At 62.3% G+C, this 13,185-nt stretch carries 12 protein-coding genes; 8 read left to right on the top strand and 4 right to left on the bottom strand.

The genetic code is table 11. The annotated features are described in order from the left end of the window. Positions 1-3: 3 nt before the first annotated feature. Positions 4-594 carry a DUF3000 domain-containing protein gene (locus KYT97_RS01785; RefSeq protein ID WP_045067451.1) on the bottom strand — a complete coding sequence of 197 codons (591 nt, stop codon included), beginning with the start codon at positions 592-594 and terminating at the stop codon, positions 4-6. 181 nt (positions 595-775) lie between these two features. On the opposite strand from KYT97_RS01785, the gene hemE reads away from it, so the two are divergent. From hemE to KYT97_RS01820, 7 genes are all read left to right on the top strand, one after another. After that, entirely contained in the window at positions 776-1,873 is a 1,098-nt protein-coding gene (gene hemE, locus KYT97_RS01790) for a uroporphyrinogen decarboxylase (protein WP_045067454.1), read from the top strand. Further along, a complete protein-coding gene (locus KYT97_RS01795) occupies positions 1,870-3,231 on the top strand; it encodes a protoporphyrinogen oxidase (protein ID WP_219111632.1) in 1,362 nt (453 codons plus the stop codon). Before hemE ends, KYT97_RS01795 begins: the two co-directional genes overlap by 4 nt. Positions 3,232-3,235: 4 nt before the next feature. After that, positions 3,236-3,931, top strand: coding sequence for a hydrogen peroxide-dependent heme synthase (hemQ, locus tag KYT97_RS01800; RefSeq protein ID WP_033234754.1), 696 nt, complete (start codon positions 3,236-3,238; stop codon positions 3,929-3,931). 48 nt (positions 3,932-3,979) lie between these two features. Continuing rightward, positions 3,980-6,256 carry a molybdopterin-dependent oxidoreductase gene (locus tag KYT97_RS01805; RefSeq protein ID WP_219112771.1) on the top strand — a complete coding sequence of 759 codons (2,277 nt, stop codon included), beginning with the start codon at positions 3,980-3,982 and terminating at the stop codon, positions 6,254-6,256. A gap of 149 nt (positions 6,257-6,405) precedes the next feature. Beyond that, entirely contained in the window at positions 6,406-6,807 is a 402-nt protein-coding gene (locus KYT97_RS01810; RefSeq protein ID WP_245005992.1) for a YbaB/EbfC family nucleoid-associated protein, read from the top strand. Then, positions 6,800-7,111 carry a WXG100 family type VII secretion target gene (locus KYT97_RS01815; protein WP_033234752.1) on the top strand — a complete coding sequence of 104 codons (312 nt, stop codon included), beginning with the start codon at positions 6,800-6,802 and terminating at the stop codon, positions 7,109-7,111. Before KYT97_RS01810 ends, KYT97_RS01815 begins: the two co-directional genes overlap by 8 nt. After that, positions 7,111-7,788 carry a WXG100-like domain-containing protein gene (locus KYT97_RS01820; RefSeq protein WP_095886092.1) on the top strand — a complete coding sequence of 226 codons (678 nt, stop codon included), beginning with the start codon at positions 7,111-7,113 and terminating at the stop codon, positions 7,786-7,788. The genes KYT97_RS01815 and KYT97_RS01820 overlap by 1 nt, the downstream gene beginning before the upstream one ends. Positions 7,789-7,819: 31 nt before the next feature. On the opposite strand, the gene KYT97_RS01825 is transcribed toward KYT97_RS01820, so the two are convergent. Genes KYT97_RS01825 through KYT97_RS01835 form a run of 3 tightly spaced genes read right to left on the bottom strand, consistent with a single transcriptional unit; the run spans position 7,820 to position 11,243 of the window. Then, a complete protein-coding gene (locus KYT97_RS01825; protein ID WP_141485942.1) occupies positions 7,820-9,046 on the bottom strand; it encodes an MFS transporter in 1,227 nt (408 codons plus the stop codon). After that, positions 9,043-10,125 (bottom strand): LLM class flavin-dependent oxidoreductase, encoded by a 1,083-nt coding sequence (locus KYT97_RS01830; RefSeq protein WP_219111633.1) that lies wholly within the window; start codon positions 10,123-10,125, stop codon positions 9,043-9,045. Before KYT97_RS01830 ends, KYT97_RS01825 begins: the two co-directional genes overlap by 4 nt. Further along, positions 10,122-11,243 carry an acyl-CoA dehydrogenase family protein gene (locus KYT97_RS01835; protein WP_219111634.1) on the bottom strand — a complete coding sequence of 374 codons (1,122 nt, stop codon included), beginning with the start codon at positions 11,241-11,243 and terminating at the stop codon, positions 10,122-10,124. The genes KYT97_RS01830 and KYT97_RS01835 overlap by 4 nt, the downstream gene beginning before the upstream one ends. A gap of 296 nt (positions 11,244-11,539) precedes the next feature. Between KYT97_RS01835 and KYT97_RS01840 the strand changes: the two genes are divergently transcribed. Next, the gene (locus KYT97_RS01840; RefSeq protein ID WP_219111635.1) at positions 11,540-13,174 is read left to right on the top strand and encodes an ABC transporter substrate-binding protein; all 1,635 of its coding nucleotides are present in this window, start codon (positions 11,540-11,542) and stop codon (positions 13,172-13,174) included. Positions 13,175-13,185: the final 11 nt, after the last annotated feature.

Consider the following 13,185-nt stretch of genomic DNA (forward strand, 5'->3'; position numbering starts at 1 on the left):
GGATCAGTCGTTCTTTCGCGACAATTCTGTTACCCCGGCGGGTGGTAGGCCCGCGGCGTAGGCCAGCACTTCGCAGAATGCCTCGACGTGATGTCCCAATTCCGTTGACGTGGCAGTCCAGGAGGCCCGCAGTTCCAGTTGATGCGCCCGCGGAGGCCCCGCGATGTCGCCGTAGCGAACCGACGTTGTTGCCGTGACCGTGCCGCCGAGCGCTACAAACGGAGCGCTGCCGGCTTCGAGGGCGTCCACCAGCCAACTCCACGCAACTTCGGGCAATAGTGGATCAGCGGCAAGTGATTCATCGAGATCGGCCTGGATGTAGGCGACCAGACGCATGGTGCCGTTCCAGGCTTCGTCCCCGTCGGGGTCGAAAAGCAAGATGAGTCGGCCGAAGGCATCACCTTCCGATTGCTCGGACACGGTGTCCGATTCGGGGTGAAGCACCTCGGCGCCGATTGCGTGGCTGTACGGGGCAAGTCGTTGTGGCGGGCGTATCGGACCGACTTCGATCTCGGACCGGACCTGTGCTGAGCCCATTGCGGCGATTGCGGCACGGAATTCGGCCGGGTCAGCGGTGGATCCGGAAGTTGTCACAGGTCAGGACGTTAGTCGGGGAAAAGGTCCCTGAGGTGGAGGCGCGCCGATCAACTGTGACGTGCTCCGCACAGATAAGTGTGAGCACCGTCACGAAATGTGACGTGGACTTTTCTGCGCGCCGAACATGGCAGCATTGGGAGCGGTCGGATACACATGTTGGCGGAGAGCGCGAGGATTGATGAGCGGGTTGGACAACTTGAATTCAGGCACCATCAGGTCAGCGGAGTACAGCGCACGGCGCGTGCTTCCGGATGCGCCGTTGTTGGCGGCGGCCACCGGTCGGACGCCGGTGCGGCGTCCGGTGTGGTTCATGCGGCAGGCCGGCCGCTCGCTGCCCGAGTATCGCGAGATCCGCGCCGGAATCGGAATGTTGGAGTCCTGCTTCGATCCGGCGTTGGTCTGTGAGATCACGATGCAGCCGGTGCGTCGCCACGACGTCGACGCCGCAATTCTCTTCTCGGACATCGTGGTGCCGCTGAAAGCAGCCGGCATCGACCTCGACATCGTTGCCGGTGTCGGTCCGGTGGTTGCCAATCCTGTTCGCTCGATCGACGATGTCGCGTCCCTGCCGCGGTTGGTGCCCGACGAGGTCGGCGCAATTGCGCAGGCTGTGCGTCTGCTCACCGCCGAATTGGGTTCGGTGCCGTTGATCGGGTTTGCCGGAGCGCCCTTCACGTTGGCGTCGTACCTGGTCGAAGGTGGACCGAGCCGCAACCACGAGAAGACCAAGGCGCTCATGCTGTCGGATCCGGCGACGTGGCACCAGCTCCTCGGCAAGATCGCCGACATCACGATCTGCTTCCTGCAGGCGCAGCTCCACGCCGGTGTCGACGCTGTTCAGCTGTTCGATTCCTGGGCAGGCGCCCTCTCGCTCGCGCAGTACCGCGAGTTCGTACTTCCACACTCCGAGCGCGTGTTGGCCGAGGTGGCGAGCGCAGGAGTGCCGCGTATCCACTTCGGTGTTGGTACCGGTGAACTGCTCGGCGCCATGGGTGAAGCCGGGGCTGACGTCGTAGGCGTCGACTGGCGTATTCCGCTCGACGTTGCCGCGAGGCGAGTCGGTCCGGGCAAGGCGCTGCAGGGCAACCTCGATCCGGCAGTGCTGTTCGCGGGTCCCGAGGCGGTCGACCGTGAGGTCAGACGCATCGCGGCTGAAGGTGACCGCGCTATCGAGGCCGGCGCCATCGGGCACATCTTCAACCTCGGACACGGTGTCCTTCCGGATACCGATCCGGCGGCAATCACGGCGGCGGTGGAGCTGGTGCATTCGCTGTGAGGACAACGCGTCCGTCGGTAGCGGTGATCGGGGGCGGAATCTCCGGCCTGGTCGCCGCCTACCGGCTTCGCCGTAGCCTCGGAGCGGACGCCGAGATCACGATCGTCGACCACAGCCGCAGGCTCGGCGGAAAGTTGCGAACGGTCGATATCGGCGGCGGGCCGATCGATATCGGCGCCGAGGCGTTCATTGCGCGTCGGCCCGAGGTTCCGGCACTTCTGGCCGAGCTCGGTCTCACCGACCAGATCGTGTATCCGGCGGGACGCACTCCGTTGATCTGGTCGCAGGACTCGTTGCATCGTCTCCCCGTAGGCACGTTGATGGGCATTCCGGCGAGCGCCGACGCGGTCGAGGATCTAGTCGACGACGCAACCCTGGCGCGAATCGCGGCGGAACCGGAGCGCCGGATCGACTGGACTCCGGGTTCGGATAGCAGTGTGGCCCAACTTGTTTCGGATCGCTACGGCGATCAGGTAGTTGCCCGCTCGGTTGATCCACTGCTCGGGGGTGTGTACTCCGGATTGGCGGAGAACATCGGAATACGGGCTGCATTGCCGACCCTCGCGGCGGCGTTGGACGCCGGAGCGCGGAGCCTGTCGGAAGCCGTGTCGGCGGCGCTACCGACGCCGGCTCCCGGGCCGGTCTTCGGTGCGTTGAAGGACGGATACGGAGTGCTCCTGGATGCACTCCGGGAGGCAGCTGCCGCGCATGTCGTTCACGCGGAGGCCGGAGTCGTGCGCGCCGACGGGAGCCGCTGGTTCATCGATCCGGTCGGCGCCGTCGATGCGATTGTCCTGGCAGTTCCCGCTCCGAACGCCGCAGTGCTTCTCGCTGACGTCGCGCCACAGGTCGCCCGGATCGCGGCTCGGATCGAGCTGGCGTCCTCGGCTGTCGTGGCGATGCGTCTGCCGGGTAATGTCGAGTTGCCGGAGAATTCGGGAATCCTCGTCGCGACGGACGCAGATCTCACGGCCAAGGCATTCACGCTGTCCAGTCGCAAGTGGACCCATCTCGCCGATCGGGGCGAGCACCTCGTGCGGGCGTCGTTCGGCCGCTTCGGTGCCGCAGACATCGTCGATCGCGCCGACGACGAACTGATCGCTCTGGCCCGCGCTGATCTTGCAACAGTGACGGGAATCACTGCGAGTCCGGCTGCGTCCTTTGTCCAGCGCTGGCATGGGGGACTGCCGCAGTACGCACCAGGTCACGTGCAGAAAGTGGCTGAAATCGAACAGTCGGTCGCAGGGTTGGACGGTATCGAGGTGGCCGGTTCGTGGCTACACGGCGTCGGCGTTCCGGCGTGTGTTGCCACTGGCACGACGGCGGCGACACGGATTTTCGAACGGGTGGCACGATAGAGGTATGGCACGCCTTGATTTCGACAAACTGAACTCTGAAATCCGATACCTCATGTTCTCCGTGTTCCAGGTGGAACCCGGTGTGCTGGGCGACGATCGGGAAGCTGCGGTCAAGGACGCCCGCTTGTTCTTCGAAGGTCTCGAAGACAAGGGCGTCGTGGTTCGCGGAATCTACGACATCGCCGGCATGCGCGCAGACGCAGACTTCATGATCTGGACCCATGCAGCCAGCATCGAGCAGCTGCAGGCCGCGTACTCGGACTTCCGCCGCACCACGACACTGGGCAAGATCAGCGCTCCGGTGTGGAGCAACTCCGCCGTGCACCGTCCGGCCGAGTTCAACAAGAGCCACGTGCCGTCGTTCATCGCGGGCGAGGATCCGGGCGACTACATCTGCGTCTACCCGTTCGTTCGGTCGCTCGAGTGGTACCTGCTTCCCGACGAGGACCGTCGCAAGATGCTCGCCGATCACGGTATGGCGGCACGCGGATACAAGGACGTTCGCGCCAACACGGTGCCGTCGTTTGCGCTCGGCGACTACGAGTGGATTCTTGCCTTCGAGGCACCGGAACTCATTCGCATCGTCGATCTCATGCGCGACCTGCGCGCCACCGAGGCTCGTTTGCACGTGCGCGAAGAGGTTCCGTTCTTCACCGGACCGCGTGTCGACATCGAGAAGCTGGTTCTTTCCCTTCCCTGATCGAAAGTAGCTGCTGTGGCCACCACGCCGAATCGGCGTCATCAGCACATGTCTCACTGGGGCATGTTCACTGCCGAATCGGTAGCCGGCGAAGTCACTGCGGTCCATCCGTACGAGGGAGATTCCAATCCTTCGCCGATGCTCGGCAACTTCGCCGGTTCGGTGCGCAGTCGCAGCAGAGTGGCCGGCCCGGCAGTGCGTCGTGGCTGGCTCGAGAACGGTCCAGGCCCCACGGAAAAGCGGGGCTCTGACGAGTTCGTCTCGGTCGAGTGGGACGAACTGACAGAACTGCTGTCCCGCGAATTGCGCCGGGTCGTTGACACTCACGGCAACAACGCGATCTTCGGTGGTTCATACGGATGGGCCAGCGCCGGTCGATTCCACCACGCGCAGAGCCAGGTTCACCGGTTCCTGAATCAACTCGGCGGTTACACCAAATCGGTACACAGCTACTCGCTCGGAGCAACGGGCGTCATCATGCCCCGTGTGGTCGGGACCCACAGTCAATTGTTCGAACGCTCCACGTCGTGGGACGTCATCGCGCAACATTCCGATCTGTTGGTGTGCTTCGGTGGGGTGCCGATCAAGAACACTGGCGTCAATGCCGGTGGTACCAGTGAGCATCCGACTCGCGGCGCGATCGACGCATTCCGTCGTCGCGGCGGAAAGATCGTCTCGATCAGCCCGTTGCGCGACGATCTCGACGGTGAATGTGACTGGATCGCACCGATTCCCGGGACCGATGTGGCGATCATGTTGGCGCTGGCGTATGTCCTCGCTTCGGAGGGTTTGCATGACATCGCATTCTTGAACCGGTACTGCGTCGGCTACGAGCGATTCGAGGAGTACCTGCTCGGACGCAGTGACGGTATCGCGAAGGATCCTCACTGGGCCCAGGAGATTTCAGGAATCCCTGCCGAGACCCTGGTCGACCTGGCCCGCCGCATGGCCGCCGGTCGCACGCTGGTCTCTGTCACCTGGTCACTTCAACGCATCAAACACGGTGAGCAAGCCCCGTGGATGGGGGTGACTCTCGCCGCGATGCTGGGTCAGATAGGGCTTCCCGGAGGGGGATTCGGACACGGCTACGGTTCGATGAACGAGCCGGGAATGACGTCGATCCCGTACCCGCTGCCCACCTTCCCGCAAGGACGGAATCCGGTCACGGACTTCATTCCGGTCGCTGCGGTATCGGATCTTCTGCTCTCGCCCGGCGAAGACTTCGACTACGACGGCAGACGCCTCACCTATCCCGACATTCGCCTGGTCTACTGGGCAGGCGGCAATCCGTTCCACCATCATCAGGACATCCCGAGGCTGCGGCGGGCTTTGGCACGTCCGGACACGATTGTCGTTCATGATCCGTACTGGACGCCGATGGCCAGACACGCCGACATCGTGGTGCCCTCGACCACGTCATTCGAACGCTCCGATCTCAGTTGTACGCGCAACGACGCGTTGCTGGTCGCGATGCACCAGGTCACCGAACCGTTTGCAGGTGCGCGCGACGACTACGAGACCTTCGCGGCACTTGCCGACGCGCTGGGATTCGGTGACACGTTTACCGAGGGACGATCGTCGCAGCAATGGATCGAGCACCTCTACGGTCAGTGGCAGCCGAGCGTCGACGCGGACGGTGGAAACACCCCGTCGTTCGAGGACTTCTGGGCCGATGGTCACTACCGGATGCGTACGCGCGGCGACGAGGTTCTGTTCGGCGACTTCCGCGAGAATCCCGAGAAGTATCCGCTTGGCACACCCAGCGGAAAGATCGAGATATTCTCCGAAACCATCGAATCTTTCGGCTACGACGACTGCGTCGGCCATCCCCGATGGTACGAGCCTGATGAATGGCTGAAAGGTTCACGTGCGGAGGCTTTTCCGCTGCACCTCATCGCCAACCAGCCCAAGACGCGGCTGCACAGCCAACTCGATCACGGCGCCGTGAGCCAGGCGTCGAAAATTCACGGGCGAGAACCGATTCGGATGCATCCCGATGCAGCGGCAGAGCGAGGCATTGTCGGCGCGGACGTGGTGCGGGTGTTCAATGATCGCGGCGCGTGCCTGGCAGGTGTTGTCGTCGATGCAGACCTTCACCCGGGCGTTGTCCAACTTGCGACGGGAGCCTGGTACGACCCACTCGATCCGGCCGACCCGGACTCGCTGTGTGTCCACGGAAATCCCAATGTTCTGACCCCGGACGTCGGCACGTCGCTGCTGTCACACGGATGCACCGGACAACACGTCCTGGTGCAGATCGAGAAGTTCGAGGGGGAACTTCCCCCTGTTCGCGCATTTGATCCGCCGGTGCTGAATCTACGCTGACGGAACCGATCGAGGCCAGGCCGCGTCGAACTTGGTGAGCACCTGATATCCGGGTGAGCACGTCGAGCGAGGTGGGGGCCATCGTGAGTACAGCGCAGTGGAATTCGGCACGGGGGAGATCGGAAGTCCTTCGCGGGCAGATTGATTCAATGATGGAGGACCTGCACGAGCGGACGCGGTTACTTGCGCTCGCGCAGGAGAAGATCGCGTTGTCGACTGCGCGTGCTCTGTCGGCTGACGGGTTGGTGGAGGTTGTCGTCAATGCCTCCGGAGCCGTTGTCGGCGTGAAATTCTCATCGGACGCGTGTGCGAAATCAACGCCGAAAAAGCTTGGTGCGTCGGTGCTGGCGGCGTCGACGGCAGCGTCGGCAGACATGCGTCGGCAAAACGCCGAGATATTGAAGCCGTTCACAACTGCGACGCAGTTGGATCTTCCAGATCTGATAACCGGAGCGCCCAGCGTGCGCGGTCTGTCCGCAGTGCCTCAGATAGCCGAGCACATGGAACAGGATTGGGATCAGACCGTTCTGAGGAGCGCGGGCAATGTCTGAACTGTGGATCGATGTTCAGATTGTGCGTGCATTGGCACCGCGATTCGTGGGACTCGCCGAAGACATCGAGAGGTCGAAAGCGGATCTCGAACGGGAAATGACTGCCGAAGGCTCGAGCTGGGGAAATGACGAGGTCGGCAACACTTTTGCCGCCGCCTACCTTCCGGGCTCAGAGTCGGTGATTGCCGGTATCTCGATGATGGCCGGCGTCATGCGGAATCTCACGGATGCGCTGTACCGGACTTCGGACAACTTCGAGGGCGTCGACGCGGAACTTGCCGACAACTTTGCAGGTGGTCTCTGATGGGAATCGAGATACCGGGATACCTGCAGGCCGTTGCCAGTGTGGCAGTGGGTAGCGACTGGCCGGAGGGGGACGAGACTTCCTTGTGGCGATTGGGTGACGCGTGGACCGAGATTGCAGACCATCTGACCAGTGCATCCATGGGTGGTGATGTCACACTGAGAGGAGTACTGACAGCAATCACCGGTGAGACGCACGATTCACTCGATGCATTCTGGCAGGATTCCGGTGGCGTCGCTGATGTCTTTGATCGATTGATTGCTGCCGCAACGGAATTAGCGGAATCCTGCAATGCTACGGCGACGGAGATCGAGTACACCAAACTTGCGATCATCGCGGCGTTGATCGCGCTGGCGCTCGAGTTGGCGGCCATGGCAGCGGCAGCGATTCCCACTCTCGGGCTGAGTGCGGTAGGAGCAGGCGCAGCGGAGGTCGCTACCGCGGTTACTGTCCGAATGCTGTTGCGCCAATTACTGACCGGGGTGCTCGAAGCCGCTGCGGTGGAAGCAGCGTCGGCCGTCTTCTCCGGCCTGGCCATTCAGCTGGGCCAGATAACAATGGACCATCGCGAGTCCGTGGATGTCGGCAAGGTCGTGACCGAGGGGCGCGAGGGGTTTGTCACGGGCGCGGTGGATGAGTTGTCCACATCCGGCGGCGCACTGAACTGGAATTTCTGACGCCGTAACCGGGCCTGAGTGCGCACAACATTCACTCGCGTGCGGCCACGAGCCCGCTTTCCGCGGTGGATTTCACTCCGATGAGTGGAAGCAACGCGACGGCGGCAATCAGTGCGAGTGACCCGCTGACCACGAGAAATCGCCAATCGGCGAGCCACGCTCCGAGCAGTGGTGAGCCGGCTCGGGCCAGCGCTGTCGGAATGGTGATCGCGGCAAGGACACTCGCGAAGTGGGTAACGCCGAAGTTGTCGGCCAATATCGACGGCCGCGCGATGACGCCGACGCCTTGGCCGAGACCCACAGCAGCAACGCACAGCAACGTCAGGGGTATCGACAAGCCCGCGAGTGGTAGCAACAGTAGGCCGAACCCCTGTATGGCGAAGGCGCACGACGTGACCGGTGTGATGGCCAGTCGGGTGCCCGCCACTGTGAGTATCAGCCGCGAGAGAATCTGCAGGACACCGACAGCGATGGGCACTGATGTTGCGACCGCAACAGAGTGACCTTGGTCGAGCAAGTATGCGATCACGAGTAGGAGGAAGGCCGACGCCGATCCTGCCTGAGCGACGAAAGCGATCAGCAGCAACCAGAACCGGCGCTGCCGCAGTGCTGCACCGAAAGGCGTTCCTGACCTTGCCCGGACTCGGTTGCGATGAGCGGCGCGCGACGGTACGGCCCACAGATGACCCGGAACCGCGGTAGTGACGAGTATGGCCGACAGGATGATCAAGGTTGTGCGCCAGCCGAATTCGCTGTTCATCCAACCGAGGAGTGGATACACCAGATATGTCGACAGTCCGGCGATCATCGTGACGGTGAGAATCGCCTGATTTCGTTGATACGCTTCGGTCGCCACCACGATCACCGCGAAGGTCGACTCGTACGTCGACATTGCCAGTGCCAGCCCGATCAAGGCAAACGCAACATACAGCGACATCAGGTTGGTTGCCTGTGACCACATCAGTACCGAGCCTGCTCCGATCACCGAGCCGGTGGCCATGAGCATGCGTCCGCCCCGCCGGTCGAGGATGCGACCGACGGGCAAAGCGGCCAGTCCGCCCACCAGCGTCGATACTGTGGAGGCACCTGCCACGGCGGTGCGTGAGACATCGAGATCGGTGGCGATGGGAATGAGGATCACCGGCAGGATCTGGATCATCGCGATGAAACTGATGGTGTTCGTGAGCGCGAAGACCATCACCAGATGGCGTCGATACTTAGGGCTGAGAGAAGTTGGAGTGTCGGTCTCGGCGGTCATCCGCGAAGTAGCGGAAGCAGCTGGCTGCCTTGGCGTTCGATCTCGGGCAAGTACGGGGTGTCGGACAGAACGAAGTGACTGATCCCGAGATCTTCGTATTTACGTAGCGATTTTGCAACGTCTTCGGCGGAACCGACCAGCCACGTGGTTGCCGCGCCACCACCGCCCACTTTGCCGGGCGTGGTGTAGAGGTTGTCATCGAGTACCTCACCGCGGGAGGCCAGATCGAGCAGGCGTTGTTGGCCAACTGCGCTTCGACGGTGTGGATTCTGTGCCAGCGATTCGGGTGCACCTTGTTCGCGCTGGCGGGCTGCCATCTGTGCGACTTTTTCCTCGGCTTCTTTCCACGCCTGCTCTGTTGTGTCTCGGACAAAGGTGGTGATCCGCAAACCGTATTCCAGTGGGGCGTGTTGCCGTTCGATCTGTCGACTCAGTGCCTCGAGTCTGTCGATGCGTTCGGCGACACCGTCAAGTGTTTCGCCCCAGAACAATTGGACATCGGCCTCCGCGGCTGCGACTTTCTCGGCGGCTTCCGAGGCGCCGCCGAAGTAGAGCTTCGGGTGTGGACGGCCGGGCCGAGTCTCGATGCGCGGCCCAATGGTCGAGTTCTCCACGTGGAAATGCTCGCCGCGGTAGGTCACGTTCTCTTCGGTCCACAGTTTGCGAACGAGTTGGAGGAACTCCTGGGTCCGCGCGTAGCGATTCGCTTGATCACCATCGGTATCTCCGTAGGCAGCGAGATCGTCCTTGCCGGATACGATGTTGACGCGGACGCGACCGCCGGTGAGGTGATCGAGTGCCGCCGCAGACGCCGCAAAGTTAGCCGGCCGCCAGTATCCGGGGCGGATCGCGATGAGTGGCTCGAATGTGGTTGTCCGCGCGGCCAGTGCAGTAGCCACCGTGAAGGTGTCCGGACGCCCCCAGCCTGCGCCGATCAGGGCACCGGTCCAACCGTTCTGCTCCAGCGCGAGTGCCTGGCGAGTGAGGGTTTCGAGGCTGTTGTGACCGGACTGCGTGTTGTCGCCGCGGTGGCCGGGCTCAACCTGATTGGGGATGTACCAGAGGAATTCGGTGCTCATTGGTTCTTCCTGATCTGTGCGAGATGGGACAACTGCGCGTCACGTACTTCGGCTGTTTGTCCTTGCACCAGGACGAAGAGGGCTGTGCGTGCGTACAACTGCGCGGTGTTGTCGCGAACGATGCCCCGTCCCGCTCGGGCTATGACAAGGGCGTGAGTGAGGGTGACGAGTGCTTCGCCCATGGCAACTTTTGCCGCAAGACGCTCATCGATTCTGTGCCTTTCGTTCCCCGTGCTCTTGGCTGCGTCGGAGAGTGCGTATGCGTCGGTCCGAAGCTGCGCGATCCGGGGGCGCCACAGGTCGGCGAGCTCACGGGAAGTGGGATGAGCCTGCTCGAGTTCGCCGAGGACTCTGTCGGCAAGCCCGAAATGATGTGGCCTGGCGTCGCTTGCCGTGCTGAAATCGGTTGTGCGGTACTTGGATAGAGGAACCCTGCTGATGACATGCGCTTCCGGTACGAACACTTCGGACAATGTCACTCGTTCCGTTCGACTACCGGCCACGGCACTCAACTCCAGGTCGGAGGACTGAACACGCTCGTTGATCGGTACCAGTGCGGTCACAACGGTGCGGGTCGAGCTTTCGACAGCAGCCACCATCAAGACGGTGTTCAGGCCCCAACCGCTGACCCACGAGATAGTGCCGGAGAACGTCCAGCCGGCAGATTCACGCGTCGCCGCGATGAAGTGGTCGGGGTATCGCCGGACGTCGCTGATCGCCGCTCCGGTGAGTAGGCGTCCGCGCAGAATCTGGTGGGCGATCGGGGGTAACTCGGTGCCTGCCGCGTGTGCATCGGCCAGTCGCCCGACCACTGGCGCATGCTGCGCCCATACGAGCCACGTGTTCAGGCAGGCACCGGCCAGGACTTCGTGGAGGAGTCGATCACTATGTCGGTCGACATGTGCCCCGTCGAACTCGGCCGGCGCCAGATGGTTCAACAGGTGGAGGTCGGAGAACTCGACAATGCGTTCAGGGGTTACTCCGTGCCGATCCGTTTCGAGCGCGGTCGGTAGCAGTACGGCGTCGGCATACTGCTTGGCACTGGCCACCAACGGATGCGTGTTGGCAGCCGTAACTGCCTGAGCTCTCACGTGTGTGGCGAGTTCGGAGACAGTCATACAGGCACGATTCCTCTCGAGGTGTACTGGATTTCGGCAGCGGCGAAGAGGGGATTCGGATCGTCGCGAGAAAAACTCGCTGTTGCGATCGCATGTGCCCCTACAGAGAAATCTACTGCGGCGGAGCAATTTTCACCAGATTGTGATCATCGTGAATGCAAGAGGTGACGTTTGCTCCGGGATCGGGTTGACTTCCATTCAGTGTCTACCAGACCTCGACGGGCTGCGTTCTCGTTCAGTCGCGACGGTGATCGTCCGTCTCTCCCTTCGGAGCCCTTCAAGAAAGGCAAATTCCTTTGTTCACCAATAGTTTTCAACGTGCCGTCAAGTCTGCGGCGGCCGTGACAGTACTGGCCGTAGCACTTGCCGCCTGTGGTGGCGCGTCGGCGTCGGACGGCACCGCCGGAACACCGGTGGACGGCGGGACGCTGACCTTCTACGACCCTGTCGATTACGCGGCGTGGAAACCTACGAACTCGCTGTGGTCCAACAGCCAGGTTTCCAACAATCTTGCTGAGCGGCTGATCTGGCAGGACCCTGAAACGGGTGAATACCGGCCATGGTTGGCAGAGTCGTACCAGGTCAGCGATGACCATCTGTCGTACACATTCACGCTGAAGTCCGGCGTTACATTCAGCGACGGCACTGCGCTGAATGCCGGAGTGGTCAAGGCGAACTTCGATCAGCACGGCATCGGCGACGCGCAGAAGGGCATCACCGTGGATCCGTTCTGGACCGATTACGCCGGCACCGATGTGGTCGACGATCGGACGGTTGTCGTCAAGCTGGCGAAGCCCAATGTCGGCTTCATTCAGATCCTGTCGAACTACCGTGCCAGCTCGATCCTCGGGCAGTCGCTGCTGGATCGAGATCTCAACGGTCAGAGTGATATTCGTAACTGGGTGGGAACAGGCCCCTTTGTGGTCGAGTCGGTGAACGGAACCAGCGGCGTCACTCTCGCACGACGCGACGATTACAACTGGGCGCCCGAAGGTTCGGGTCATTCCGGCCGAGCCTACTTGGAGAAGATCGTCTTCAAGACAGTTCCGGAAGCCGGAACGCGAGTCGGCGCATTGCAGTCGGGTGAGGCGCAGATCGCGCGCAACATCGCGCCGTACGACGAGGAAACTGTGACGGCAGGCGGCGGAGTCCTGCTACCGATTTCGGTGCAGGGTGAGACCAACGACCTGACCCTTCAGTTGAAGGATCCGGAAGCGCCAACTCAGGACAAGCGGGTCCGTCTTGCGTTGCAGGCGGCCACCGATCGCACGGAGATCAACCAGACTGTGCTGTCCCCGAACTACCCGGTTCCGTCCAGTGCACTGGTTCAGGGAACGCCGCTTCGTGGTGATTCGAGCAGCTATCTCACCTACGACCTCGACAAGGCCAAGTCCCTGCTCGACGAAGCGGGTTGGAAGCCGGGAGCAGACGGGGTCCGTGAGAAGGACGGCAAGCGATTGGCCTTCCACTTGCGGGTGGCACCCTACTATCAGGTCTCGCAGTCGGTTCTGGAAGTTGTTCAGTCGCAGTGGCGAAAGGCCGGCGTCGACGTCACGCTGACGCGCCCGTCGTTGACGGAATACGAGTCCCAACTGGCTTCCGCGCCGGACTGGTACTTCACGCAAGGTCAGACGTCCACCGCGGAACCCAGTGTTCTGCGCACGTCGTATGGCAGTGACCGCCAGAACGGGACCAAGAACTTCCAGAAGGACGAAAAGTTCGATCAACTCTTGGCGGCGCAGTCGTCTGCATTCGATCCGAATGAGCGCAAGACCGCGATCCAGGCGATCGAAGATCACATCTTCGGCGAGGGCTACTCGATACCGCTCTACGACGAGACCCAGGTCTTCGGCCTCGCTTCCAGCGTCCACGGTTTTGCCACTGAATCCACCGGCCGGTCGTGGTTCTACGACACATGGGTTTCGCAGTGAGAGGCAACGGA

Source organism: Rhodococcus globerulus (genome assembly GCF_019334125.1).
Classification (GTDB): Bacteria; Actinomycetota; Actinomycetes; order Mycobacteriales; family Mycobacteriaceae; genus Rhodococcus_F; species Rhodococcus_F globerula.

What these genes read in the sequence shown, in the direction of transcription:
- hemE (WP_045067454.1), top strand. Translation starts at nt 776, where the DNA reads ATGAGCGGGTTGGACAACTTGAATTCAGGCACCATCAGGTCAGCGGAG.
- hemQ (WP_033234754.1), top strand. Translation starts at nt 3,236, where the DNA reads ATGGCACGCCTTGATTTCGACAAACTGAACTCTGAAATCCGATACCTC.
- KYT97_RS01805 (WP_219112771.1), top strand. Translation starts at nt 3,980, where the DNA reads ATGTCTCACTGGGGCATGTTCACTGCCGAATCGGTAGCCGGCGAAGTC.
- KYT97_RS01810 (WP_245005992.1), top strand. Translation starts at nt 6,406, where the DNA reads ATGATGGAGGACCTGCACGAGCGGACGCGGTTACTTGCGCTCGCGCAG.
- KYT97_RS01815 (WP_033234752.1), top strand. Translation starts at nt 6,800, where the DNA reads ATGTCTGAACTGTGGATCGATGTTCAGATTGTGCGTGCATTGGCACCG.
- KYT97_RS01820 (WP_095886092.1), top strand. Translation starts at nt 7,111, where the DNA reads ATGGGAATCGAGATACCGGGATACCTGCAGGCCGTTGCCAGTGTGGCA.
- KYT97_RS01825 (WP_141485942.1), bottom strand. Translation starts at nt 9,046, where the DNA reads ATGACCGCCGAGACCGACACTCCAACTTCTCTCAGCCCTAAGTATCGA.
- KYT97_RS01830 (WP_219111633.1), bottom strand. Translation starts at nt 10,125, where the DNA reads ATGAGCACCGAATTCCTCTGGTACATCCCCAATCAGGTTGAGCCCGGC.
- KYT97_RS01835 (WP_219111634.1), bottom strand. Translation starts at nt 11,243, where the DNA reads ATGACTGTCTCCGAACTCGCCACACACGTGAGAGCTCAGGCAGTTACG.